This window comes from Barnesiella sp., assembly GCF_022723415.1.
GTDB lineage: Bacteria > Bacteroidota > Bacteroidia > Bacteroidales > Barnesiellaceae > Barnesiella > Barnesiella intestinihominis.
The window spans coordinates 114,859-140,272 of record NZ_JAIJHU010000001.1 but is presented as its reverse complement, the minus strand read 5'-3'; the positions used below and the strand labels follow the sequence as shown (position 1 = coordinate 140,272).

At 42.7% G+C, this 25,414-nt stretch carries 22 protein-coding genes; 11 read left to right on the top strand and 11 right to left on the bottom strand.

What is annotated here, in order from left to right; all coding sequences use genetic code 11:
* Positions 1 to 41 precede the first annotated feature (41 nt).
* The 10 genes from QVD32_RS00535 to QVD32_RS00490 all read left to right on the top strand — a co-directional run bounded on the left by QVD32_RS00535 (position 42) and on the right by QVD32_RS00490 (position 8,773).
* The gene (locus QVD32_RS00535; protein ID WP_008862651.1) at positions 42 to 527 is read left to right on the top strand and encodes an arginine repressor; all 486 of its coding nucleotides are present in this window, start codon (positions 42 to 44) and stop codon (positions 525 to 527) included.
* A 64-nt stretch (positions 528 to 591) separates the two neighbouring features.
* Positions 592 to 1,155 carry a GNAT family N-acetyltransferase gene (locus QVD32_RS00530; protein ID WP_008862652.1) on the top strand — a complete coding sequence of 188 codons (564 nt, stop codon included), beginning with the start codon at positions 592 to 594 and terminating at the stop codon, positions 1,153 to 1,155.
* Positions 1,156 to 1,165: 10 nt separating this feature from the next.
* The gene (locus QVD32_RS00525) at positions 1,166 to 2,368 is read left to right on the top strand and encodes an argininosuccinate synthase (RefSeq protein WP_021891461.1); all 1,203 of its coding nucleotides are present in this window, start codon (positions 1,166 to 1,168) and stop codon (positions 2,366 to 2,368) included.
* Positions 2,369 to 2,410: 42 nt separating this feature from the next.
* On the top strand, positions 2,411 to 3,379 hold the full coding sequence (gene argC / locus QVD32_RS00520) for an N-acetyl-gamma-glutamyl-phosphate reductase (RefSeq protein ID WP_008862654.1): 969 nt from the start codon (positions 2,411 to 2,413) through the stop codon (positions 3,377 to 3,379).
* A 9-nt stretch (positions 3,380 to 3,388) separates the two neighbouring features.
* Complete coding sequence (locus QVD32_RS00515; RefSeq protein ID WP_021891462.1) at positions 3,389 to 4,513, top strand: aspartate aminotransferase family protein; 1,125 nt, start codon at positions 3,389 to 3,391, stop codon at positions 4,511 to 4,513.
* Positions 4,510 to 5,298 carry a pyrroline-5-carboxylate reductase gene (gene proC / locus QVD32_RS00510; RefSeq protein WP_021891463.1) on the top strand — a complete coding sequence of 263 codons (789 nt, stop codon included), beginning with the start codon at positions 4,510 to 4,512 and terminating at the stop codon, positions 5,296 to 5,298. Before QVD32_RS00515 ends, proC begins: the two co-directional genes overlap by 4 nt.
* A 310-nt stretch (positions 5,299 to 5,608) precedes the next feature.
* Entirely contained in the window at positions 5,609 to 6,064 is a 456-nt protein-coding gene (locus QVD32_RS00505) for a single-stranded DNA-binding protein (RefSeq protein WP_008862657.1), read from the top strand.
* Between the two features lie 119 nt (positions 6,065 to 6,183).
* On the top strand, positions 6,184 to 7,503 hold the full coding sequence (gldE, locus tag QVD32_RS00500) for a gliding motility-associated protein GldE (RefSeq protein WP_021891464.1): 1,320 nt from the start codon (positions 6,184 to 6,186) through the stop codon (positions 7,501 to 7,503).
* Positions 7,504 to 7,535: 32 nt separating this feature from the next.
* Positions 7,536 to 8,138, top strand: coding sequence for a gliding motility lipoprotein GldD (gldD, locus tag QVD32_RS00495; protein WP_008862659.1), 603 nt, complete (start codon positions 7,536 to 7,538; stop codon positions 8,136 to 8,138).
* Positions 8,138 to 8,773 (top strand): 4'-phosphopantetheinyl transferase family protein, encoded by a 636-nt coding sequence (locus QVD32_RS00490; protein WP_021891466.1) that lies wholly within the window; start codon positions 8,138 to 8,140, stop codon positions 8,771 to 8,773. The genes gldD and QVD32_RS00490 overlap by 1 nt, the downstream gene beginning before the upstream one ends.
* Here the strand turns inward: QVD32_RS00490 and QVD32_RS00485 are convergent.
* From QVD32_RS00485 to QVD32_RS00475, 3 genes are all read right to left on the bottom strand, one after another.
* Positions 8,765 to 8,965: a heavy-metal-associated domain-containing protein gene (locus QVD32_RS00485; RefSeq protein WP_021891467.1), complete on the bottom strand. Its 201-nt coding sequence runs from the start codon at positions 8,963 to 8,965 to the stop codon at positions 8,765 to 8,767. The genes QVD32_RS00490 and QVD32_RS00485 overlap by 9 nt on opposite strands.
* Positions 8,966 to 8,989: 24 nt before the next feature.
* On the bottom strand, positions 8,990 to 11,140 hold the full coding sequence (locus QVD32_RS00480) for a heavy metal translocating P-type ATPase (protein ID WP_021891468.1): 2,151 nt from the start codon (positions 11,138 to 11,140) through the stop codon (positions 8,990 to 8,992).
* A 71-nt stretch (positions 11,141 to 11,211) separates the two neighbouring features.
* Positions 11,212 to 11,577, bottom strand: a complete 366-nt coding sequence (locus tag QVD32_RS00475) for a bactofilin family protein (RefSeq protein WP_008862663.1) — start codon at positions 11,575 to 11,577, stop codon at positions 11,212 to 11,214.
* Positions 11,578 to 11,783: 206 nt separating this feature from the next.
* On the opposite strand from QVD32_RS00475, the gene folB reads away from it, so the two are divergent.
* The gene (gene folB, locus QVD32_RS00470; RefSeq protein WP_021891469.1) at positions 11,784 to 12,137 is read left to right on the top strand and encodes a dihydroneopterin aldolase; all 354 of its coding nucleotides are present in this window, start codon (positions 11,784 to 11,786) and stop codon (positions 12,135 to 12,137) included.
* Between the two features lie 14 nt (positions 12,138 to 12,151).
* Here the strand turns inward: folB and rpiB are convergent, their stop codons facing one another.
* The 8 genes from rpiB to QVD32_RS00430 form a co-directional block, all read right to left on the bottom strand.
* Positions 12,152 to 12,607, bottom strand: coding sequence for a ribose 5-phosphate isomerase B (rpiB, locus tag QVD32_RS00465; protein WP_021891470.1), 456 nt, complete (start codon positions 12,605 to 12,607; stop codon positions 12,152 to 12,154).
* A gap of 360 nt (positions 12,608 to 12,967) precedes the next feature.
* Positions 12,968 to 14,851 carry a GxGYxYP domain-containing protein gene (locus tag QVD32_RS00460; protein WP_021891472.1) on the bottom strand — a complete coding sequence of 628 codons (1,884 nt, stop codon included), beginning with the start codon at positions 14,849 to 14,851 and terminating at the stop codon, positions 12,968 to 12,970.
* Between the two features lie 27 nt (positions 14,852 to 14,878).
* Entirely contained in the window at positions 14,879 to 17,359 is a 2,481-nt protein-coding gene (locus QVD32_RS00455) for an alpha-L-arabinofuranosidase family protein (RefSeq protein WP_229033613.1), read from the bottom strand.
* Between the two features lie 54 nt (positions 17,360 to 17,413).
* On the bottom strand, positions 17,414 to 19,933 hold the full coding sequence (locus QVD32_RS00450) for a glutaminase family protein (protein ID WP_021891473.1): 2,520 nt from the start codon (positions 19,931 to 19,933) through the stop codon (positions 17,414 to 17,416).
* A gap of 19 nt (positions 19,934 to 19,952) precedes the next feature.
* The gene (locus QVD32_RS00445; protein WP_229033607.1) at positions 19,953 to 20,828 is read right to left on the bottom strand and encodes a hypothetical protein; all 876 of its coding nucleotides are present in this window, start codon (positions 20,826 to 20,828) and stop codon (positions 19,953 to 19,955) included.
* Positions 20,821 to 22,800, bottom strand: coding sequence for a GxGYxYP domain-containing protein (locus QVD32_RS00440; protein ID WP_021891475.1), 1,980 nt, complete (start codon positions 22,798 to 22,800; stop codon positions 20,821 to 20,823). Before QVD32_RS00440 ends, QVD32_RS00445 begins: the two co-directional genes overlap by 8 nt.
* Before the next feature lie 26 nt (positions 22,801 to 22,826).
* Positions 22,827 to 23,594, bottom strand: a complete 768-nt coding sequence (locus QVD32_RS00435) for a DUF3823 domain-containing protein (RefSeq protein WP_021891476.1) — start codon at positions 23,592 to 23,594, stop codon at positions 22,827 to 22,829.
* A 14-nt stretch (positions 23,595 to 23,608) separates the two neighbouring features.
* On the bottom strand, positions 23,609 to 25,408 hold the full coding sequence (locus tag QVD32_RS00430; RefSeq protein ID WP_118686932.1) for a RagB/SusD family nutrient uptake outer membrane protein: 1,800 nt from the start codon (positions 25,406 to 25,408) through the stop codon (positions 23,609 to 23,611).
* Positions 25,409 to 25,414 lie beyond the last annotated feature (6 nt).

The following is a 25,414-nucleotide window of genomic DNA, read 5'->3' as shown; positions in this document are numbered from 1 at the left end:
AAACTATATTTGCCGCATAATTATTCAAATATATCATAGGCATGAAAAATAAAGTTGCCCGCTTACAAGCTATAAGAGAAATTATTATCCATTCAAGAGTAAAAAGCCAAGATGAAATCTTGAAAAAATTACACGAATTAGGATTTGATTTAACACAGGCTACTTTGTCCCGAGACCTGAAACAATTGAGGATTGCCAAAGTTCCCGGCAATGACGGTTCATATGTATATATTATGCCCGAAATAGGGAGTATAGGCAAATTGATGCAGGAAAAACTATCGGAGAATCCCGAGCGACAAATACCCGGAGGATTCATTTCCATTAATTTCTCAGGAAATTTGTCTGTAATTAAAACAAGACCGGGATATGCAGGAAGTCTCGCATACGATATAGATAGCAATACTCCTCCCGAAGTATTAGGAACTATTGCCGGAGACGATACGGTTTTGGTAATTCTGGAAGAAAACATATCCCATCAACAGGCCATGTTGGCTCTTTCGCCCTTTATCCCGGTTTTACATGACTAATTTTTTAACTGATCCTATAACAACACCTACAACACCTCTTTTAAGGAGAAGAGGTTTACACATCATGGAAGAAATAAAAGTATTTGTAGCCGACGAACGACACATTAAATACGTCGACACGATTCTCGACACAATCGAGAGAGCTGCAAAAATAAGAGGAACCGGAATTGCAAAGCGTTCTCCCGAATATGTAAAACAAAAAATGCTGGAAAGAAAAGCAATCATAGCATTGGACGGAGACAAGTTCGCCGGCTTCTGTTATATCGAAAGTTGGAGCAACAAACAGTTTGTAGCCAACTCGGGATTAATCGTCGTCGATACTTATCGGGGACACGGTTTAGCCAAAAGAATCAAGCGCAAGGCTTTCGAGTTATCCCGCGAACGATTTCCGGAAGCCAAGATATTTGGGTTAACGACTGGCGAAGCAGTCATGAAAATAAATAACGAATTAGGATACAGACCCGTAGCATTTGCTTCGTTAACCGACGACCCTGCCTTTTGGAAAGGGTGCGAAAGTTGTGTGAACTTCGACATCTTGCAACGAAACAATCGACGCATGTGTCTCTGCACAGGCATGCTTTACGACCCTCACGAACATGAAAACAAAGACAACCAAGAACTCAAATAACAAAAACATCATGGCAAAAAAGAAAGTAGTATTAGCTTTTAGCGGAGGCTTGGACACCTCGTTTTGCGTTAAATATCTATCGGAAGAATGCGGATACGATGTATATACAGCTATTGCCAACACCGGAGGTTTTAATCAAGAAGAATTAAAATCCATCGAAGAACGAGCCTATAAATTGGGTGCGGTACAACATGCTACACTCGATATAACACAAGAATATTATCAGAAAAGTATCAAATACATGGTATTCGGGAATATTCTAAGAAACGGGACCTACCCTATTTCTGTCAGTTCCGAACGAATCTTCCAAGCCATAGCCATCATCAATTATGCCAAAGAAATCGGAGCCGATTATGTAGCGCACGGTAGTACCGGAGCCGGAAACGACCAAGTACGGTTCGACCTTACATTCCAAATATTGGCTCCCGAAATCGGGATTATCACTCCGACCCGAGATATGACATTGACTCGTGAATACGAAATAGAATATCTCAAAAAGCACGGATATACAGCCGACTTCAAAAAAATGGAATACTCTATAAACAAAGGTTTGTGGGGAACGAGTATAGGAGGTAAAGAGACGCTAAAAAGCGACCAAACCCTGCCGGAGTCGGCCTATCCGTCACAAATGACAGCTACTCAAAGCAAGACTATCACGCTCGATTTCGTCAAAGGTGAAATCGCCGGGATCAATGGAAAAGCATACGACAATAAAGTCGCTGCGATCCAAGACCTCGAAGCGCTCGCCGCTCCCTATGCCATAGGACGCGATATGCACATCGGAGATACGATCATCGGTATTAAAGGCAGAGTCGGATTCGAAGCAGCCGCACCCATGCTTATTATCGCCGCACATAAGATGTTGGAAAAACACACCCTCACCAAGTGGCAACAATATTGGAAAGATCAAGTAGGCACGTGGTATGGAATGTTTTTACACGAAGCTCAATACCTCGAACCAGTCATGCGCGATATAGAGGCTTTTCTCGATAGTTCGCAACAAAACGTTACCGGACGTGTAATCATCGAACTACACCCTTATCGCTATGTTTTAGTGGGAGTCGAAAGCGATTACGATCTCATGAAATCGGACTTTGGCGAATACGGCGAAGTAAATAAAGCGTGGAGTGCCGACGATGTAAAGGGCTTTACCAAAATTCTGGGCAACCAAATGAAAATTTTCTATTCCGTACAAAATAAAAACAAAAAATAAATTGTAGATTAGACGCTGAATTAAACTATTAAACCCGTAATTATGATAAAAGTAGGTATCATCGGAGGGGCCGGCTACACCGCCGGAGAACTTATAAGACTATTGATCAACCACCCCGATGTAGAAATCATTTTCGTTCACAGTGAAAGTAACGCCGGAAACAAAATTACCGACATACATACCGGCCTGTTCGGTGAAACCGATCTCATATTCACCAGCGAAACTCCTTTCGACGAGATAGACCTGCTTTTCTTCTGCACGGCACACGGAGATACTCGTAAATTCATAGAGAGTCACAACCTTCCCGAAGAACTGCGCATTATCGATTTATCGACCGACTATCGACTCGATGCTCCCGGGAATGACTTCATATACGGTCTGCCCGAATTGAACAGGAAATACATCATTCGTTCTAAACGAGTGGCCAACCCCGGCTGTTTTGCTACGGCCATTCAATTGGCTCTGCTGCCGTTGGCAAAAAATCTGCTGCTGAACAATGAAATCCATGTGCACGCAATCACCGGATCGACAGGAGCCGGGCAAAAACCGTCGCAGACGTCTCATTTCAGTTGGCGCAACGACAATATTTCCATTTATAAACCTTTCACTCATCAACATTTGGACGAAATACGCCAGAGCCTGTCCAAACTGCAAAACAGTTTCTCGGCTCCGATCAACTTTATTCCAGTCAGAGGGAATTTCTCTCGGGGTATTTTCGCTTCGCTGTATCTCGACTGCCCTGTCGAAATAGAGCTATTGAAAGATTTATACAATTCATATTACGACGATCATAATTTTACATTTCTCACCGACAAAATGCCCGACTTGAAACAAGTTGTCAATACCAACAAATGTCTGTTGTATCTCGAAAAACATGATAACAAACTGCTCATCGTTTCTGTGATCGACAATTTATTAAAAGGGGCATCGGGACAAGCTGTGCATAACATGAATCTGCTTTTCGGATTGCATGAACGGGTTGGCTTACATTTAAAACCATCGGCTTTTTAACAAAAAGATATGAAACTTTTCGACGTATATCCCCTGTTCGATATAGAAATAAAATCGGGGAAAGGCTGTTATACTTACGATACAGAAGGGAATGAATATCTCGACCTCTACGGTGGTCATGCCGTCATTTCCATCGGACACTCGCACCCTTATTATATAAACAAAATCACCGAACAGGCACAGAGACTTACATTTTACTCCAACTCGGTCAAAAACAGTCTCCAACAGCAATTGGCCGATAAATTAGGGAAAATATCGGGATATGAAGACTATTCCCTATTCCTCATCAATTCGGGAGCGGAAGCCAATGAAAACGCTTTGAAACTGGCCTCGTTCCACACGGGGAAGAAAAAGGTAATAGCTTTCTCCAAAGCATTTCACGGGAGAACCTCTGCCGCAGTGAAAGTAACCGACAACCCCAAAATAGTCGCTCCCATCAACGACACTTTTGAAGTGGCTTTTTTACCGCTCAACGACATCGAACGAGTGAAAAAAGAAATTTCGAAGGGAGATGTCTGCGCCGTTATTATCGAAGGCATACAAGGTGTAGGAGGAATACAAGTACCCGACACACAATTTTTGAAAGAACTTAGAAATATATGTACCCAAAATCAGGTCGTTCTCATTCTCGATGAAGTACAATCGGGATATGGTCGAACCGGAAAATTTTTCGCACACCAACACTCCGGCATACGCTCCGATTTGATTACTGTCGCAAAAGGAATGGGCAACGGATTTCCCATCGGCGGGGTCCTCATCAGCCCTGCTTTCACTCCGGTCTACGGTATGTTGGGAACCACCTTCGGAGGGAATCATTTAGCCTGCACCGCAGCTTGTGCTGTCCTCGATGTCATGCAAGAAGAAAATTTAACCGAGAATGCAGCCACTGTCGGAGAGTATCTCATATCCCAGCTCAAAACAATACCGCAAATTAAAGACATAAGAGGTAAAGGCCTAATGATAGGACTCGAATTCGATTACCCGGTCAAAGAACTTCGGAACAAGCTACTCTTCGAGCAACATGTATTTACGGGAGCTTCGGGAACGAATGTCATTCGACTGCTTCCGCCTCTGTCGTTATCCAAAGAACAAGCCGATTGTTTTATCGGCAAACTTAAAAACATACTCTCATGAAGATATCAATTATCGGAGGCGGGAACATGGGGGGAGCCATAGCCCGCGGATTGTCTCAAAGTTCAATCGTTGCCCCGTCGGAAATCACAGTCAGTAACCGAGGAGAAGAAAAACTAAACGAACTCAAATCATTTAATCCTTCGATTCATACGACCACCGACAACAAAGAAGCCGTCAAGGATGCCGATGTTATCATTTTGGCCGTTAAACCCTGGATACTCGACAGTGTGGCATACGACATACGTGAAGTGCTGGACTTTCCCCGGCAAATCATCGTTTCGGTGGTAGCGGGTATCACATTGGAAAGATTGTCCGAATTATTCTCATCGGAAGATGCGGCTCCGGCTATTTTTAGAGTAATACCCAATACGGCCGTCTCCATTCGACAAAGTATGACTCTCATTTCGCCCTACAATGCCGTACCGGAACAAATAGATTATATTCGGTCTCTATTCGACAGCCTCGGGAAAAGCCTTCTCATCGAAGAGAATCTGATGACAGCAGGGACAGCGCTCTGCTCCTGCGGAACAGCTTTTGTCATGCGTTATATGAGAGCGGCCATCGAAGGTGGAATAGAGATGGGAATTTATCCCAAAGATGCGGCTTTACTCGTAGAACAAACGGTCAAAGGTGCAGCGGAATTATTATTGACTAACGGCTCCCACCCCGAAGTCGAGATAGACAAAGTAACTACTCCCGGCGGTATTACCATAAAAGGTCTGAACGAAATGGAAGCCGCAGGATTCTCCTCCGCAGTTATCCGAGGATTGAAAGCCGCCAAATAACAAAATCGGGTTCTATTCTCACTACCATCATAAGCCCCGTTAGAGCAGACTAACGGGGCATTTTTGTAAACCATACAAGGAGTCGTTTGTTTTCTTTTCGATTATATTGGTTACCAATCAAAGATAAGATACACCTTAACTCAAAAAAAACGAATAGACCTGTCTTGTTCTATGCGTAACTTTCACTATCTTTGACGCTACGAAGATACGATGCGATTCGGCATAGCCAAGCCGGAAACAAGATTTCCGTTTGCTTCTGCTCCCATCTTTCACTATCTTTGAAAATTAATTTTACAATCACTCAACGACTATGTCAGTAAATAAGGTTATTCTGATAGGGAATGTAGGAAAAGACCCAGATGTTCGATACCTCGAAAACAATGTATGTGTCGCGAATTTCACATTGGCTACGACAGAGCGTGGATATACGACCCAAAGCGGTATACAAATACCCGATAAAACAGAATGGCACAACATCGTGGTTTGGCGCGGATTAGCCGAAATAGCAGAAAAGTATGTCCGCAAAGGGACTCAACTATATATCGAAGGCAAAATTCGCACTCGTTCATGGGAAGACCAAAACAAGATTCGTCGATACACAACCGAAATTTATGTCGACAATATGGAATTATTGGGCCGACGCGACGGACAATCATCACCGAGTTCTGCACCGGTAATGTCCCAGTCGCAAAATAATCCCTCTCCGGCAAACACAAGTTACAATTCCCCTATTGAAAATAGTAGCGATAATGATTTGCCTTTCTAATATAATATTGTAATTTTGCGAGAAATTAACTGGTATCTATGTATTTATAAACTGGAAAAATACGGCCGAAATAGATAAAATTCGGCAGATACCCATTGTTTAACTAATCCCACTGATTCTTGGACCCAGATTCGTATTTATCGGTATTCTCCTCAGCCATAGAAATTACAGTTCCGTCAGGAGGAGCTATTTTAGCAATCGTATTGGCCGGATTATTTTTGTGTGTTTCTGCATTTGTCTCAGCTTCTGAAATAGCCTATTTCTCCCTCACGTCCGAAGAGTTACAAGAATTCGACGAAGAATCCCCTCGGGATCGTTTAGTCAAACGATTACTCGCCCGCCCCGAACACCTTTTAGCTACGATACTTATATCAAACAACTTAGTCAATGTAGCAGTCGTTATCCTTTGCAATTTTTTCTTCTCAGATATTCTACACTTCAATAGTGAAGTATTGGACTTTATTTTCCAGACAATCCTGCTCACCTTCCTCCTTCTCTTATTCGGAGAAGTGATTCCTAAATTTTATGCAAATCTAAAACCTGTCGTTTGGGCTAGGAAAAGCTGCAAAGGATTGTCTTTATTAGGAAAAATATTCTCCCCGCTGGCCAATTTCTTGGTTCGTTCAACCCATATCGTAAATAAACGTATCGTACGAAAAAACACCAACATTTCCATGAATGAACTTTCGCAGGCTCTGGAAATGACAAATGTCGGAGCTAACGACGAAAAAGAAATGCTCGAAGGGATTATAAAATTCGGAGGTAAAACGGTCGAAGAAGTCATGACAGCCCGGGTCGACATCACCGATATTGAAATGCGGACAGATTTCAAACAACTCCTCGACACGATTATCGAAACCGGATACTCCCGGCTCCCGGTCTACGATACGACCGAGGACGACATTAAAGGAATCATATACAGTAAAGACCTATTACCCTACATTGGTCAAGAGGCATCGTTCGATTGGCACAAATTAATGCGCCGAGCTTATTTCGTTCCCGAGACGAAAATGATAGACGATTTGTTAGAAGAATTCCGCACGAAAAAAATACACATGGCAATCGTTGTCGATGAGTTCGGAGGCACATCGGGAATAGTGACTATGGAAGATATTTTGGAAGAAATAGTCGGTGACATCAGCGACGAATATGACGAGGAAGAGAAAAACTATACGAAGATAGATGAAAACACCTATATATTCGAAGGGAAAATACTTTTAAACGACTTTTACAAAATCACAGGACTAGACGAAAATGAATTCGGTGACAAAGCAGAAGATGCCGAGACGCTGGCCGGACTTATTTTAGATATCAAAGAAGACTTCCCCAAAATAAAAGAACAAATCGATTATGGAAGATGCCAGTTCATCGTACTCGAACTAGACAGACGGCGTATCGGTAAAGTAAAAGTGATTATCAATTCCCCTTCGGAAGAGTGAAGCAAACCATCGATTCATATCCACACTTTCACATGCGATTGAATAAAGCCATACTATATACGACCCTCTTCATAACTATGGGACCGGTAATATTTTCCTGCCACAGAAAATATACACCTCTTCCAGACGGATACTTTCGTATAGACCCATACCCCGAAGAATATAAAGAAATGACTTTATTATCCCCTTTTATTTCTTTCGAAATTCCAGACGGGACAACAGCTACCCTCGACAAAGACACCACATTACACAAAAACGACGTTAAATGGCTAAACATAAGATATCCTCGTTATAGAGCCACTATTTATTGCAGTTATCACATCTTGCACAAAAATCTCGAAAGCCTGCTGAACGAAAGTAAAGACTTGGTTTACAGGCAAAGTATTCGTCCGGACTTCATAAAAGCAGGTAATTACGAAGATCCTGAACGAAAAATCTATGCAACCTTGTATAACCTCTCTGCCGAAAGTGCTACGCCTTTACAATTTGTAGTTACCGACAGTACCCGATACTTGCTGAGAGGAGCTCTTTATTTCGATGAATCCGGCAAAAGCGACTCTATCGCTCCGGTCATCGACTACTTATCAGATGATATTATTCACCTAATCGAAAGTATCGAAACTCGTGCCGAATAATGCCTTTTCACGAACACATATCGACAAAATTCGGAGCAACAATCGTTTTGTGGCAGCTCACAGAAAATGAACAGACCATAGCCACCCTGCTTTCAGAAAAAGAGCGAAGCCTCATAGACTCACAAAATCTTTCCCCCAAGCGATTCTGCGAACGAGCTGCCTCCCGATTATCGCTAAACAGAATAAAAGAAACTCTAAACGACGATATAACCTACACCGCCGAGGGTAAACCTCACTTACTCAGGAAGTCCGGTCACATATCGATTTCACACACAAAAGAATGGGTAGCTGTGGCTTACCACCCTTTCTTACCGATAGGAATAGACATCGAACGAATCGGCGAAAAAATAGAAAAAGTAGCCCCACGCGTATTTAACGCCCCTGAATTGAATATATCATCAGAGAATCGGGGAAAATGGTTACACATCTGCTGGTCGGCAAAAGAAGCCCTTTTCAAAGCTATACCCGAGACCGGGATAGACTTTCGGGAACACTTGCATATCGTCCCCGCCCTCCTTACAGAAGAAGGCTACCTATCGGCGTGGGAGACTCGTACCGAAGCCACAAAAGCCTACACCGTTTGGTATCGCATATACGATGATTTCGTACTCGTCTGTACGGTCCCTTTACAATAATTCGGCCTTAAACCCGGCGGCACGCACAGCCTCTACAACTTTCTCCGCAGGCACATCGGCTTTCACCGTCAATAATTTATCGGGAGACGACAAATCGATACTCCACTGCTCAGGAGTCAAAAACGTATTTAGCTGTTCCGCTATCTTGGCAACACAACCGGCACACTTGGCCGAAGTTTTTACTTGTATCATTTCACTATATTTTTTAACTATTCTTTATCGTAACCTCAAACTGTTGAGTATCACCGATACCGAGCTGAATGCCATAGCAGCACTCGCCCACATGGGAGACAATAATATCCCTACGGGATAAAGGACTCCGGCTGCAATAGGGATGCACACTACATTATAACCGAAAGCCCAAAAAAGATTCTCCCGGATAATTCTTACGGTCTTTCGCGATAGCTTTATCGCTCTCGGCAACAAAGCCAAGTCCGAGTTCATCAAAGTTACCATAGCTATATCCATAGCCACATCGGTTCCCTTTCCCATAGCCACACTCACATCGGCCCGTGCCAATGCCTGTGAATCGTTAATGCCATCGCCGACCATAGCCACACATTTGCCCCGACGTTGCAAATCCAAGACAAAACGCTCCTTATCATCGGGCAAAACACCCCATTCATAATGGGTAATTCCTGCTTGACGAGCGATTTCGGAAGCCGCAGACTCTTTATCACCGGTAAGCATACAAACCTCTACTCCGTACGACTCCAATTGACGTACTGCCTCTTTCGAATTTTCCTTCAAAGCATCTTTTACTTCAAAAGCAGCTACCAACGAATCTCCTTTACCAAAATAGATAGAAAACAAATCGGGTAATAAAACACCCACATTCTCTTCCGCCAATGCCTTGCTTCCAATCCAGAATTTCTCACCTCGGTATTCACACATTATACCTTTTCCCGTAATACTTTCAAAAGCCGATATTTCGACAGGCTTGACCCCCTTCTGTCGCAAATACTCCGAAAGCGACACTGCCAAAGGGTGCTCCGAACGCATTTCGGCTGCCAACAATACCGACACATACTCTTCGAAACCAGAGTATAATTTCTCGCCGACCACCTTCGGCGTTCCTTCGGTCAAGGTTCCGGTCTTATCCAGAACAATTGCATTCACACGGCACATGTTCTCCAAAGCAAAGGCATCTTTGATGAGGATATGCTGTTGCGCCGCTTTACCGATACCTACGGTTAAAGCGGTAGGCGTAGCCAATCCTAACGCACACGGACAAGCGATAACCAATACCGAGACTGCGGTTAATAACGCATAGGGAAACATGTTCCACCCGGCAACCGAAATCCAAATCACAAAAGTAAGTATAGATAACAAAATAACTACCGGTACAAAAACAGACGAAACCTTATCGACCACCCCCTGAACAGGAGCCTTACTCCCCTGCGCCTCCTGAACCATACGAACCATACGGGCAAGTACGGTATCGGCTCCCGAAGCCTGCACGTTCAACCAAAAAGCGCCACGCTGGTTCAACGTTCCGGCCAAAACCCTATCCCCGGCTTGTTTCTTCACGGCCTCAGACTCCCCGCTGATCATACTTTCATCTACATAAGAACCACCTTCCAAAACAGTCCCGTCCACCGGTATTTTCTCACCGGGGCGAACACTCACTGTATCCCCGGGAAGAAGCATAGCAATAGGTACATCTTTTTCTTCCCCGTCCTTTCCGACCAGCCTTGCCGTCTTGGGCTGCAATCCCATTAAAGAACGGATAGAAGCCGATGTGCTCTGCTTAGCCCTCGCTTCCAATAATTTCCCCGACAAAACAAAAGCTATAATCATAGCAACCGCTTCGTAATAGACATGCGGAACAAGTCCCAAAGAAAGCCAAAAATACGGATAAATCGTACTGAACAAGCTGAACAGAAAAGAAACGGCAGTACTCAACATTACCAAAGTGTCCATATTGGCTCGTCCTCGTTTTACAGCCTTCCAACCCGATACATAGAACGAACGCCCCCAATATAACACCGGAAGAGTCAGTGCGAGCAATATCCAAGTAAGAATCTGTGAAGGAGAATGAAAAATCATCGACAATACCATCACCGGCAATCCGAAACTCCAAGCACCAATGGTTCTTCTTCGCAAATCGAGATAAAGACGATGTTCGGCATCAATAGCATCAGCTTCCGCATTTTCCGAAATAACCAAGTCATATCCGGCGGCACTTACCGCAGCCTGCATATCCTTCAACGAAATCTTATCGGGATCATAAACCACCTGCAATGTATTAGCCGAAAAATTCACACTTGCCTCTTCGACCCCGGTCAACTCCCGAACAGTCTTCTCGACTGTTGCCGCACAAACGGCACAACTCATTTCCAAAACGGGTATTACTCTTTTTTCCATACTATCCCTTTAATTAGAAATTAACACCCTATCCTCGATTTTGCTCACCAAATCGAAAAAAAAACAACCTTTCAGGCATCGCCTCCATCGTCGAGCTGCTGCAACATGGTGCACTTTCCGTTCAACACGGCTCCGGGCTCTATCGCCAACCGTCGAGCCTGTATATCGCCCTCCAAAGAAGATGTCGCTTTCAACACCAACATCTCGGCCACCATTACATTACCCGTTATACGTCCTACCACTTCGGCATTCACAGCAACAATATCCCCTATCACCTGACCGGTCTCCCCGATGACAACCTTACCCTGACATTCCAATCGTCCCTCCAAAGTCCCGTCTATGCGAATATCTTTTTGCGAAACTATCTTCCCGACAATCGTAGTCTCCGCTGTCAGAGCATTATGCGCCATACCCGAAAAAGTATTATCCTTTGCCATAATATAATCTTATTTATTGACTCCAAAGATAACATAAACCAAAGGTAAAAACAAGTTTACCGGATTTTACGAGATGCAGTCCATCTCCACATCTCATACAAAAAGAAAAAAATCTATTGAAATCATTCTATTCTAATCTCATAATCATAAAAAGATATTATAAGAAACCTGTTTTTTCCCTATATTTGCTCCATAAAACAATCTGTATGAGAACCTCCATTCACATCGGGGCCCTGCACTTCTACGCCCATCACGGAGTACTGCCCCAAGAACAAAAAGTAGGGAACTATTTCAAAGTAGAAACTACTCTTTATACGGACTTCTCCCGAGCTCTCGTTACGGACGAACTGACCGATACACTCAACTACGCAGAAGTCTGTAAAATCATTTCTGACGAAATGGCTATACCCTCTCGCTTACTTGAACACGTTGCAGGACGAATCACCAACTCGCTTCGTTCTCATTATCCACAAATAACAGGAGGTCGATTAATCGTTACCAAAGAAAAGCCTCCAATCCCCGGCGACATTCGCGATGTGTCGGTCATTGTCGAATGGTAGACCTTCTTCCCAAACTAACGGCCAGCGGGTATTTTGTCGATTCTCCTTTGATGGCGGCCGCCCTCGAAACCGGTATTCAAAAATACGTCGACTATCTCTCGGCAAAGTTCTCCCGAAATAAATCGGCCGGGCATAACTAACACGTTAGCATCATTATGTTGACGAGCCAATGCTGCAATCTCAGTCGTCCAGCACAATGCCGCACGGATTCCCTGATGTTTGTTCAGGGTCATATTTATACCATTCCCACTACCGCAAATAGCGATACCCGGATAACATTCACCCGCTTCCACAGCCAAAGCCAAAGGATGTGCGAAATCGGGATAGTCGCAACTATCTGTCGAATATGTCCCGAAATCCTTATATGCGATACCTCGAACATCAAGTTCCCGCATAACAATCTGTTTCATCTCATAACCAGCATGATCGCATGCTAATCCCACCGGCTTTCCCTCTTTTAATATGCTCATAAATTTTACAGTTCAATTAAACTATAATAGGGAATAAAAACACAAAGTCGGCATCTTGATGTCCAAACACCCCTGTTTTTGCATCCCACGGATACAAAAATACGAAATATTTTGAGATATAGACCGATTCAAATATAATAAAGTAGGGAAGTACAAGTCAATGGTATAAGGTTTTGTCGGGCGACATTCTTCCTCTCTGTCGAAAAAACAGAGAATTGACGGGTTGAAAAGTGCCCTCGCTTTTTGCTTACCCATAGCTTTTTATCTCACTTTCTATATCTGTCCGGCACAGCAGAAGCCACGAAAATCTCTCACATATACAATCTTTCTATATTACTCTAAGACAAATTCAAACAGCTCTTATTCTATCACCGAACCATGTTCTTTCAAATAGATACGCAACAATTCGAAAAATGCAGGTGCATCTAACAATACAATACTATCATCTTGCGCTTTCACCTCATTCATCACCTCACAATACCAAGTAGGTTGTTTCAGAATATTACGAAACCAATGGAACGGTAATGCAGAACGCTCTTTTACACGTTCCACGATTCTTTTGGCGGCAACTTTCGGGTCACCGTCATTGATGTCCAAATCGGCTCGTATTACAGGCATATTGCCATGTAACAGGGCGGTTGCAATCTTCTGAGGCACAATACCATTCGGGCTAAAAGAAGCATAACAGTCCAAACCCTCTTTATTCAATCCCGGGGCATGTCCGTCAATAACAAAACCGGTAATCGACAATCCCCATTTCTTATAATACTTTTTACAGTGCTTACCCCATGTTTCCAAACCGGACGGAAGCCCAGACTCTCGCGGTTCTTGCAACATACCAGGCATGATATATCCCGCTCCATTATCGGCCGCAGCGAAATAATCATTTTCAGTGGCCGTTGTGCGGAAGTTATGCATAATATGGGGCACGCGCTCAGCCAATACGGGACTGATACACCACATCAGAGGCAATTTTCCACGGTTCGGGTCGTCCCATATAGAAGGTGTTCTTTGTGATATCCATGCGGAAGCATCATAATCGCCGACATAAAAAATAATAAAATTCCTGCCATCTACATTTACTTTACCGTCAGCCGTCAACAACCCTCTTTCTCTTAATTCTTTATGAGAAATCCAATTTTGAGTATATTGCTTTTTGGTAGGGAAATGTTGCCAAAAAGAGGCATTCGCCAATGCGCCATAGCCAATAGCATCTGCATCCTTAAAAGCATTGTATGCACTGATGATACGGCTGAACTCCCATTCCGTAGGCACATCATCGTGGCTACCAGAAGCATGCATTGTGTATTTATAAGCCCACGCAGGAAAACCTCCTATGTAGCACATCTTTTCATTGTTATTTTGCCGATAAGCCAACAGCAACATTTCTTTCAGTGTATTCAAATCAGTGCCAACAGCTTGGGTAGGATCATCAGTGGCCGGTTCATCTCCCCACGGAGATAAATCGAAGAAAAAGGCTCCTTTACTTACAAAAAAATCGTGGTTGCACAAAGTGTGGTGATTCCTTACGGTGGCAAAAGGTTTCTGCTTCCAATACTGATCAATGTAATAAGCGGCAAACTCCGTATTGCACTTTCCGGTTTTCATATACTTCTCTATAAACCAAACATAAGGATCGTTCTTCAAGGATCCGGTAGAGTAGCGTTCCGTTCCCGGAATCTTTGTCCCTTTCTTACCGGTAAACATAGAAGTGCCATCAGGGTTCAACAACCATCTTTTTACCGGCAATTTAGGCCCGTGCAATACAAGACGATCATACAAACTTCCCGGAGTTTCATCATAACGAATAGCCACCAAATTTTCAATTCCTGCTACCGAGGATGCCACATTACTGGTAGAGGCGATGTTTCCATCATAAACGACTACCCCCTCTATATAAGGAGCATATGCCGTGAATAAATCCTCCATTGTCTGGTATGTCCGTGTCTCACGTCCATACAACCATTCACCTTTCTGACGATATTTATTCCACCAATAACCATCGATATCGTGATTACCCTCCATTACAAAGTAAACATACAACCGGGGAGCATCCCTGTTTACCACTCCTTGCAAAGTAGAGACCGCATGAACATCGTCCCAAGCTACATCGAGTCCTTCTTTGGTATTCAAGTCGGTATTGAGTGTATAACGTAGATCATAAATACCGATTTCCGCATTGGCAAAAGCCGTATATATCATCAACAATAATACAGCTACGATTTTTAAATATCTATTTATCATTTTTCTATGTTTTATTTTTGTTATCTATTATTTTTCACACGGTATTCTCAATACAGTCAGCGAATTGGCCTGACAATCAATAGTAAATTCACTGCTAATTCCCGATAACTCGGTGACGTTCGGAACAATTTTCAAAGGATCGCTGAAACTATTTTCATCAAATCTGTCGTCTGCACCTAATACAATTTTAGTTCCTTTCGATGCCAGATTTTTCGCCTTATCCAATTGTAACCTGACTTTCCAGTTACCGGCCTCGGCATTTACCAATTTAACAATAACTTCTTTTCGCTCTCTGTCATAACCCGATACGACATAATGTTTTTTCTTAGGAGCATAAGTATATTCATATTGTAGCTCATCGTTAAGAAAACATTTCCAATGAGCACCCTCGATTTCGATTCTCACCGTATACCATTGATCAGTCTTAATAGATGCCGTATTTCGATAATCAAATAACGAAATAGGACCTTCATTATTCACCTCTCGAAAAATAACAGACTCATTAGTGTGGCTTCCTATGTCCGCCATAAAATAATTATTCGAATCCGTGCCGCCAAACACAATTCTGAATCCTTCTGTTCCAGAAATTTTTTTGGCCTTCAACTCAATCGTACAATCATCAAACTCCCTATCTTCAAGGATAGCCAAAGCATCTATTCCTTTCTGGCTCTGAGACAAAAGATTTCCTTCCATTTTCCAATCGCCGCGAATTATAGTCCATTTATCCACGAAATCACTCCACCCCGAAGTATATATTTCTTCGCCATTTACAATGACTTTCAAATCTTTAAATTGAGCTTCCGTATTATTCGTACCCAATCCGATAAATCCATTTGTGCGGAATACCGGCTCAGGAGAAGCAGGTTTTAAATCTGTGTGTAAATTCACATCAGGGCGATTCTCCGAGAACATTTTTAACACATAGTAATTCGTACGGCCATAAACTGAATCATTTTTCAGCACTAACAAATGATCTTTTCCGTGAGCCGCATTCTCTATCAACGGAGCATAAGATACCATTTGAACTTTATCCGCATTCCTTTCAACCCCCGTCAGATAAGCAGCCTCTGCCAAAGACGAATAGAGAGAGGGTCTGCCGATAGCCGCATATTCCCCCACATAGATTTTATACGGAATATCATCGGGCAACTTATCATAAACATCTGCATTATTATAGAACCAACCAGCCGTCTCATAATAATGGGGATCCAAGATATCTATTTTCTCCGCCTCTTGAATATAAGGGCTGAACATGAGAGCACATACGACCTCTATCTGAGGATATTTTTCTTTGATGGCTTTATAAAAACGATTATAGTTTTTCACGTAACGAAGCCCTACATTTTCGTTTCCCACCTCTACGTATTTGAGAGGGAAAGGGGCTGCATGACCATTCTCCGCTCTTCTCTTTCCGTAAACGGTGGTCGTATCGCCCAACGCATACTCGACAGCATCCAAAGCATCTTGAATCAAATTATCAATCCGATTCTCTTCTTCCCAATAGTCACCATTCCGAAACAGGCAAGACATACCGGCATTACAAACGAACAGACCATCGGCATCAATATCTTCACAAAATTGTAAGAATTCATGATAACCGAATCCATAGGTACTACGATATCCCCACAAATTATATTCTCCGGGGCGTTTCACAATATCACCTATCGTTTCTTTCCATTTGATACGGTTATCCATAGTTAACCCTTCGACTATGCATCCGCCCGGCCAACGAACAAAATCGGGTCGCAAGTCTCGAAGCATCCCGGCAACATCTTCTCTCAAACCATTTTTATGTCCGCAAAAAGTGTTCTCGGGAAACATGGATACAAAATCGATATATACTTTCCCTTTATGAGGTAACAGCAAAGCAAAACGAAGATCATTCGCTGTCGTGTCGACTGTAAAAGCTCCCTCATAATGATTCCACGAACCATCACGTTCTATCTGGAAATTCTTAGAAACAACTATCTGTTCTTCGCAATCCAGCAAGGCCGCCGTCACTACCGTATTCTTCAATTCTTCCGTAAACAGATAAAATTGGAAATTATACCTTTGTCCCTCTGTAACGGCTATTCCCCAGTAACCGTCATTCACAACCCATACATCGGATGCGGACGCACCCAAATCGATAAATAAGGCATGGGGAGTAGCGTTATTCAGTGGCTTAACCTCGGTTATCTCATAAAAAGGAGGCCTCGTATCGGAAACACACTTCACTTCCCAGCTTTCCATAAAAAGCGAATCGTTCCAAGCGATACTAAAATGGTTAATGGAATCATTGGAATAGCAATGCAAAGGTTTGGCAACTGCCTTTCCATCTTTCAACACCGTGCCGGAAGGTAAAGTACCATCTTCAAAGCCACGATTTCTTATCATTTCTGCATATAAACCGCCATCGCCAGAATGAGTAATCTCTTCAAAAAAGATACCATACAAGGAGGGAGGTATCTCGGCCTCTTCCCTTGACAAATCGATCGTTACTACATCGACGGGCTGATTGCAGGACATAAAGAGGAATAAACCTCCAAATTGCATTATTTTTTTGATCCACTTTTCCACAATCTATTTCCTTTTATTTCTAAGATAATGATCCAATGATTTCATAAAGACACCTCCGACCACCGAACGCGCCCGAAAGTTTATATAGTCGGCATTCAATGTTTCATACCAATCGCCCAAAGGGACTCTCGAAGAAGTCTCATTTACATATTTCCAAATCGGTCGTATCAACTCTTGAAAATCACCTTCCGAGTCGGCCATTGTGGCACTCCATACGGTATCGTCAGTTTTACCCCATGTAAAGCGATTGTCCAAAGGCAACCCGTATTTGTTCTGGGTTTTCAGATAGAAAGTGACTTCCTTTTTCATTATACGGTCTGGCAATATATTAAGGCCCAAAACTTTATCCCATACAAAATTATACTTCTGGCTCCAAGTACCCGGCATATCGAAGGCCAACCGATAATGATCTCCGTCATCGGCTCTCCGTTCCCACTCAATGGCCATTCTTTTAGCCATTTCGGTAAATTTCTTGGCCTCCTCCGGCTTATTCAACATTTCGGCCAAGCGACCATAACCGGCAATCGCCATAATGGCTTTGGCCGAAAGATTGGCATTGTGCGCCAAATGTCCCGCAAAATCTTCGGTGCACAACTGATTTTCAGGATCCATACCTGCCTCGGCCAAATAATTGCTCCAAGCCGTCAAGATTTCCCAATGTTTTGCCGCATAGTCTGCATTCCCATCGGCAATAGCGATCGCAGTCGTCATAATCAACATATTCCCCGTTTCTTCCACAGGCATATCTCCCTGATAAGTTTGCCCATTTGCCAAAGGATATGTACCGACATCGTGTGCGGCAAAAGGCTTTTTCCAACGGCCCGACTCGCTATAATCGAAAATGAAATCCAGCATAGCTTTCATTATTTCTGTATTATACCGAATAAAAATAGGACAAGAAGGATATGTCACATCAACCGTACCGATAGACCCGTTGCTGTTATTTTCCTTAGAAAAAAAGAACAACTCACCGGCGGGGCCACAAACCAGTTTATGAGCCGATATAGCTTGGCGATAAGAGGCTGCACAAAGTTCGGCATACTGCTGTCCTCCGGCTTCAACAGCGTCTTTCATAACCTTATAATCCCACTCGTCACATCGCTGCATGGTTTTTTTATAATTCTTTCGGGCATCGGCCAATGCGGCTTCCATCGTCGGATATTTTTTCTTCCAATACGCTTTCAGATTTTTCCCGAAATATTGTACAGAGGCAATATCGTCATAACCGATCATCAAATATCCTTCGGATTTCCGTTCTCTCACATTGCCCAGATTTTCGCTATACGCTAAAAGAATTTCTTCCTTATCCAAACGTACCGATGTCCGAGATATTTTTGTATCCAGCAGTATTCCTTTTCCTGCAAAACTCTCTTGAATAGAGCGGGGAGTTCCCACAGACATATCAGAAGATTCAGATAGGTTACCGGCCAGATAAAAGTATCCCCAATCGATACAAATAATATCACCGCTTTTACCTAAAACATTCTGCTCTAATGTCCCCGTTTTCAGAATATGAATGTCGGAAGATCGATAGTTTTCTACACTTACTTCTTGATCCAAACTGTTAACCGCCCATCGGGGAGTCGCAGAAAAATAAATCTGCACATCGTGAGCGCGTTTATCCAATGACCGGACTTCATAACTAATATAATTAACCGGGCTACTCAATAAATCCAAATCATTCAAGACCAATGGACTCGTAAATTTCAAGTCCAATTGGACAGGACCACAATAAAAAGAATAATAGGTCTGGGTAGGTAATACGCTTACCTTTATCTGTTCGGCTTCCGTACCGAAAAAAGACTCCATTTCATCATCGGTAAATAGGCCGAAATCGACATAAGCTCCTCCCTTCGTATTGTGACAATGGGCTGCAATGAGATTATTTTCTGCGGTTAGCGATTTCACTTGCTCTGCCTCCAACGGTTGCACGACATAATTCCTCCACTTGTATCCCGTGCTTACTAACATCTGCCCATTCAGATACAGTTCAAAAACATCATCGTGCGAATAAACAAGATATAACCGTTTCTTCGAGATATTCTTATCTTCGATCGAAAACTTCCTACGTATCCAAATATCCCCCTGATTCCACTCGGTTTTAACATGAGGCATATCGACGCTCCCGAATGCCCCCGCACCTTCCTGCCATTCCGTATCATTATACTCTTTTGTATACCAATCGGCATAAGGCATTGTATTCGTATATTTGGCTGTCCATTCCTCGTCTCGGGCATCTTTCAAAATTGACGTCAAAGCCTGTTCGCCTTTTCCCATAAACCGATAGCATTTACCATCGACCCTTAAAACGCCCGTCAAAGAATGTTCTGTTCCTGTCCAATGCCGAACCTCATCTTCATACAGCTTATCGGTATGTGACCACGCCGAAATGTAAGGATCGATGGTAACCAAAGGATAGGCCGGAACTCTCAAATTAGAAACGGGGACTTCCTTGTTATTCCCGGCTTCCACAAAGACACCCCAAAAAGTAGTTAATAGCAAAAATAAAATACCTCGTTTCATAATCCTGTTTTTTGTTTGGTCATTCTGTTACTAATATTTTCTTCACGACCGCACCACCATTCCCTCTTGTTATCCTGACAATGTAAAATCCGGGAGCGACCGATACGAATGCCGAACAATCGGAAAGCCTCAATTCTTTCACTTTCAATCCTTCGGGAGAATAAACCTCGACATTTCTTATAGGTGTCGCAGAATTAATTCTAAAACCCAATTTACCCCCAACGACAATCAGTTTTTCCTCCTCTATATCCATCACGGAAACTACATCACTCTTATCCAGATAAACATTAGCCACGTTCGCACTATTCCCGCGCCAGACCATTTTCAAACGATGCTTACCGGATAGTTCTCCCAAAGTTCCTTTGCCAAATTCATACTTCGTTAAAGACCCTGTACGAATCAGTTCTACGCTGGCAAAAGGGACCAATTCATTTGCCCCGAACGTTTTCAGACAGGCCGAATGGTTTCTCCACCGGACATATACGGCATGAGAACCAGTAATGTTTACACTTAACGGAGCCGACGCTTCTTTATACTCTCCCTCTTTCGTCTGTTCCACAGGAATCGATGCCACAGGGACCGCCGTATCTTCTATATAAATATCAAAGAAGCCGTCCTCGCAATCTCCGGGGTGCGTGTATTCCACCATAAACCGGTTATACAAACCATGCCTTGCATCCCCGAAATCAATATCTCTGATACGTATCCTCGTTCCCGAACTCGTATTAATTATAGACTCGGTCTTTCCATCATACTTAGCGCCTTCTGTACCCTTATCGACGATAACAACTTGATAAAGGCCTCCTCCTTTGGCCGGAATACGAATATCCCCGGCATATGCAGGCTTTGCGGCAACAAGGAACGACAGAAGTAAAAACAGAAAGAATTTATTCATGCCCATTTCCTCCATTCTTTTCAATATACTCTTTTAACGTAGCACAAAGATCCATGGGCAATAAAAACTCATACGTATTCGGCAAATAACTTTCGACACGCTGTAATTCACGAATCAACCGTTCATATCCTCCTACTCCGCCGTAACTGGCCGCAATCAGATAAACATTCCGAAAAACAGGCTTTTGCCCGTTGGGTTTTACACTTATCAAATCTTTATACACATCTCCCTCTTCCCAACAATGAGCTCCTTGTAGAATACAGACAACACCTTCGCCGTCTTTACCAACCTCATAACGTTCCTTATTATTTTCAAAACCATCAAAAACGCCCTGCAAACCACAAGTCTGCATATATCTTCCAAAACGTTCTTTATTAGTTGTATTCCACAGGCAAGCAGTATGGAAGCCGGCCGTTTCCAACCATTTTTGATTGGTTTCCAGCCATTTTTCATAATTATTTTCATTGTATTTATCGCCATAGATAAACTGGAATCCAGAGGGACCGGCGACTAATTCATCATTGGGAGTCAGATTTTTATAAAAATACTCCAACAAAACGGGATTTAACTCTTGCAAAGATGCAGCCATTGTCATACCTACCGGAACCTTTCCCCTACCCGGAGCATTCTTAAACATATTGTACATTTGATTGGAGTCGAATTGTACGTTATCTCCATCGCTCCATATAAGACTCACATAGATTTTGCCGGGCAATGCCTCTATGGCTTGACCCTTACGCTGTTGGAAAGCTTTCCTCGGGAACGAGCACCAAAAACTTCCGTTTGCGTAATAATCACTAACCATAAAACCTACATTATACGGATTGGTTGCATTATTCAGAGCATCCCCGTCTTTTCCTGCCCCATAACCCATTGTGGAAGAACCCGGTTGATAGTCCATTTTATCACAAATCTTCTGAATCATGGCAAATTCATCGGGATCCGAGTCGCTTAAAAAAAATACAAACCCTTTGGAGGCTGCTGCATAATCATATATCTTCCACGGGTTGGAAACATAGTCACTACGCAAACCGGCAGAAAAGCTCAGAGACTTATGACATCCGTCGGCCAAGTTATCGATAGCCCACTGATAGGCCTCCAATTTAGTGGCCCAATTATTCGAAATGTCTTCACATTCTATATTCCAATCCAGTTCATTGTTAAAAAATTCCTTTATCTCCTTAGTAACCGGAATCCCTTTTTGCTGTGCACAAATCATTTGTGCCAAGCACCAAGTCCATTCCTTATCAGGATCCCAAAGGACCATCTTTTTAAAACGATCTTTATACTTATCGACCAACGTAGCTAATCCCGCATATTTTTCTTCCGAATAATTTCCCCGTAAGAGGTTCCACGTTTCCCCCTGTTTCCCATAAACGTCTTCGAACTGTGTCTGGTGATGATCTTCATACACCAAGTAAACCTCCGCATTGCTCTGGTTCAACACGCCCTGAGCAACGGCCGCCGTTATTTTACCATAACTGTCATCACCCCTAACATCAATTACCGAAATCTGGCTTAAAGGCACATTCTGATTTTTGAAAAAAAGACCTTCCTGAGGTTGTTTATCGGATTCATAAGAATCGAGATGGGGAAGTTCCTGTGCAATTGTAAAATCGGTCTTAGGTTCCAAAAGCATGTCATCTAAATAAAAATCGAATCCGGTCTGCTCCGTCGGTTTCATAACATTTGCCATCTCAACCCAAACACGAGCATAGTCCCCCGAACCGAAATCGATCTCTCCCAAATCCAATGTCAAACCATCGCTTGTCCCTTTTATTCCCTCATCTGTAAAAACCACCGAGGTCTTGGGGTCATAAACGACCGACACCTTCGATTCTTCCATAGGCAGAATCATAGCATCCTGTGAAGGAGAATCGATATCCCCATTCGTTAAAGGAGCAGCCTGTGACATGACTGCCACAGTGCTGCTCAAACCAGATGCCAATATTATAGCATACTTTACATTCATATTTTATAATTTTATTTTTCAGCAGTTTATACCGGAACAACAATTTCTTTTATCGTACTAAAATTATATCGTTTTTGAGGATTAGCGGTACGGACTCCAATACGCACCCAATATTTCCCCGGATCCAAATTTCTTACATTCTTTTCTACCACTTGGAAAGGTACTCCGGGTTCATAATCGCCACGTTCAAATTCCTTTTTAGCTCTTATCGTATACTTGGTTTCCGAATTATTCACTCCCACATTAGGAGATTTGCTGGAAATAAAAACTTGGGCTTCGCTCAAAGTATACAACCCCTCGTCCAAACCTTCCGTATTGACTTCCTTCTCTGTATCTTCAATCGTATATTTGATCTCCAAATTATTCTGTTTGCTACCGGTCAATGTGATTTCATCTATATTCACACGAGCATAAGGTATAACGGAATAATCCAATCGGGTCAAACGATTCTCTTTCAAATACACGACTTCCGGTTCGGGAGCGTAAAATGCGCCTTCTTTCAAAGTAATCCGATATTTCCCGGCAAAAATTTTCGTATTCAAAAAAGTGCCATCGGCTTTCCCCCAAAAGAATCGGGACTGGGTATTGGCGTGTCCCGCCTCTTCCCAACTTAACTCATAATATTCGACTTTATAGCTATTTGCCGCTTCTGCCTGCAAAGGCTCGTTGGTCTTACGGTCGACAACAGTCCCTTCCAAACCGGAATTCGGAGCTTCATAATTGTCATATTCAAAATAGTTGCAGGACGAGAGAAGCAATGCCGACAAACCAAATATATAATATAACCTTTTCATATTTTATTACGCTTTTAATTATAATACGGATTTTGTTTCAATTTCTCATTCTTGGCAATTTCCCCATCAGGAATTCTCTCATAATACATTTTTACATCGAATGTATAATAGTATTTATTGGCAGCGACTTCCTCGAATATATACTTCTGTTTGTTAATATCGAAATATGGACACAAACCCGTATACTGCTTGGTCTCGATTTCTTTATCGGCAATTCTCCAACGTCTCAAATCCCAATACGTGTGATTTTCAAAAGCCAGCTCGATTCTGCGTTCGTGTCTAACCTTATCTACGGTCAAGTCGCTTAAAGAAAGTTGCTTAATATCTGCACGACTGCGGATATCATTTATCCAAAGCAAGGCATCGTCCAAATGCTGCCCCATTTCTACCGCCGCTTCGGCTCCATTCAAGAGAGCTTCTGCATATCTGAACTCAATCCAATGTTGTTCCGAATAATTTTCGATGACTTCTGATTGCGGCATATTCTCGTTCAAGTACTTGCGCATAAAGAAACCAGTCATATTACCCGAATAATTTCCACTTCCGCTTTTCCCTACAATATGATAAACCTGTCCGTCATTGGCCGTATAAACAGCCTCCTCATAATTCGTGGCATTTTCCTTCTTGCTGCCATCTTCTATGATCAATCCCTTTTGTATAGAACAAGGCTCTCCCTTGAAAATAGCATTCGGATAAATGATCGAACCGCCAAAACGGGCATCCATATTTTGAAACAGCTCCGAAGGATCATCGAAATAAGTGTTCTTCGCTCTTTCTGCGAAATTTGCAGGAGTACCGTCTTTGTGTTCAAACATTTCAACAAATTCCAATGTAGGGTTCATATTGGAAGAAAAACCGTTTCCACGGTATTGGTAAGGAACGAAATAAACATCCCAGCCATGTGCGTTTACATTGCGTTGGAAATATTTACAGAAAATATTCTCTGGGCTGTCCTCGGCAAGGAACAGCTCGGCAAAATTCTTCTCTTTATCCGAGTTCTTCCTATACAACGAAAATCTCTTCGATTTTTCAAGTTCCTTTACAGCTTTATAAGCTAATTCGAAATAATCGTTTGCCAAAGCCTTATCGATACCGACCAAACCATTCAAATCAACGGTTCCATAACGCGCGATACTACCGGCATACAGCATAGCGCGAGACTTCAATGCCAAAGCAGCATATTTGGTGGCACGTCCTTTTCCCAAAATCTCCTCATTATCGGGCAACAGACGGAAAGCCTCGTCTAAATCTTCCGCAATAAAATCATAGCAGGCCTTTTCCGTATCTCTCGGTACTTTCAGCGATTCAATATCGCCTACATACTCTTGCGGTTCTCTCAATATAGGTACACCACCATATCTTTTCACCATTGCAAAATAGCAGTAAGCCCGGATAAAATGAGCCTCTCCCATCCATGCATCAGCAAGAACCGTATTCTGGAAATTGGATTTATAGGCCGGGAAATTTTTCAAAAAGTAATTCACCCGACGAATTTTTCCATAATCCCAACAGCCCCACCAAGTTCCATCACCGATGGTCGAAATATCATCGCTGGAACTACACATAGCCTCACCCGATACATTCGGTAAACGACCTTGCCCTTTACCCGATACATTGAATCCTTGTTGTGTATAGCGAAAGTCCTCTATGGGTAAGTCATAGTAAAGAGTCGTCATATAAGACGTTATACCCGATTCTGAATTAAAAATCGCATCATCTTGTATAATATTAATGGGCGGCACATCTAAGTAATCACACGAATAAAACGATAGGGCCATCACCAATGCCGATACTAATATCTTATTTATTCTCATCGTATT

Excerpts from the sequence above, each read along its gene's own strand:
- QVD32_RS00450 (WP_021891473.1), bottom strand. The coding sequence starts at position 19,933 with ATGAAACGAGGTATTTTATTTTTGCTATTAACTACTTTTTGGGGTGTC.
- proC (WP_021891463.1), top strand. The coding sequence starts at position 4,510 with ATGAAGATATCAATTATCGGAGGCGGGAACATGGGGGGAGCCATAGCC.
- QVD32_RS00530 (WP_008862652.1), top strand. The coding sequence starts at position 592 with ATGGAAGAAATAAAAGTATTTGTAGCCGACGAACGACACATTAAATAC.
- QVD32_RS00515 (WP_021891462.1), top strand. The coding sequence starts at position 3,389 with ATGAAACTTTTCGACGTATATCCCCTGTTCGATATAGAAATAAAATCG.
- QVD32_RS00490 (WP_021891466.1), top strand. The coding sequence starts at position 8,138 with ATGCCTTTTCACGAACACATATCGACAAAATTCGGAGCAACAATCGTT.
- folB (WP_021891469.1), top strand. The coding sequence starts at position 11,784 with ATGAGAACCTCCATTCACATCGGGGCCCTGCACTTCTACGCCCATCAC.
- rpiB (WP_021891470.1), bottom strand. The coding sequence starts at position 12,607 with ATGAGCATATTAAAAGAGGGAAAGCCGGTGGGATTAGCATGCGATCAT.
- QVD32_RS00445 (WP_229033607.1), bottom strand. The coding sequence starts at position 20,828 with ATGAATAAATTCTTTCTGTTTTTACTTCTGTCGTTCCTTGTTGCCGCA.
- QVD32_RS00435 (WP_021891476.1), bottom strand. The coding sequence starts at position 23,594 with ATGAAAAGGTTATATTATATATTTGGTTTGTCGGCATTGCTTCTCTCG.
- QVD32_RS00485 (WP_021891467.1), bottom strand. The coding sequence starts at position 8,965 with ATGATACAAGTAAAAACTTCGGCCAAGTGTGCCGGTTGTGTTGCCAAG.
- QVD32_RS00535 (WP_008862651.1), top strand. The coding sequence starts at position 42 with ATGAAAAATAAAGTTGCCCGCTTACAAGCTATAAGAGAAATTATTATC.
- QVD32_RS00475 (WP_008862663.1), bottom strand. The coding sequence starts at position 11,577 with ATGGCAAAGGATAATACTTTTTCGGGTATGGCGCATAATGCTCTGACA.
- QVD32_RS00440 (WP_021891475.1), bottom strand. The coding sequence starts at position 22,800 with ATGAATGTAAAGTATGCTATAATATTGGCATCTGGTTTGAGCAGCACT.
- gldD (WP_008862659.1), top strand. The coding sequence starts at position 7,536 with ATGCGATTGAATAAAGCCATACTATATACGACCCTCTTCATAACTATG.
- QVD32_RS00460 (WP_021891472.1), bottom strand. The coding sequence starts at position 14,851 with ATGATAAATAGATATTTAAAAATCGTAGCTGTATTATTGTTGATGATA.
- QVD32_RS00505 (WP_008862657.1), top strand. The coding sequence starts at position 5,609 with ATGTCAGTAAATAAGGTTATTCTGATAGGGAATGTAGGAAAAGACCCA.
- argC (WP_008862654.1), top strand. The coding sequence starts at position 2,411 with ATGATAAAAGTAGGTATCATCGGAGGGGCCGGCTACACCGCCGGAGAA.
- QVD32_RS00430 (WP_118686932.1), bottom strand. The coding sequence starts at position 25,408 with ATGAGAATAAATAAGATATTAGTATCGGCATTGGTGATGGCCCTATCG.
- QVD32_RS00455 (WP_229033613.1), bottom strand. The coding sequence starts at position 17,359 with ATGTCCTGCAATCAGCCCGTCGATGTAGTAACGATCGATTTGTCAAGG.
- QVD32_RS00525 (WP_021891461.1), top strand. The coding sequence starts at position 1,166 with ATGGCAAAAAAGAAAGTAGTATTAGCTTTTAGCGGAGGCTTGGACACC.
- QVD32_RS00480 (WP_021891468.1), bottom strand. The coding sequence starts at position 11,140 with ATGGAAAAAAGAGTAATACCCGTTTTGGAAATGAGTTGTGCCGTTTGT.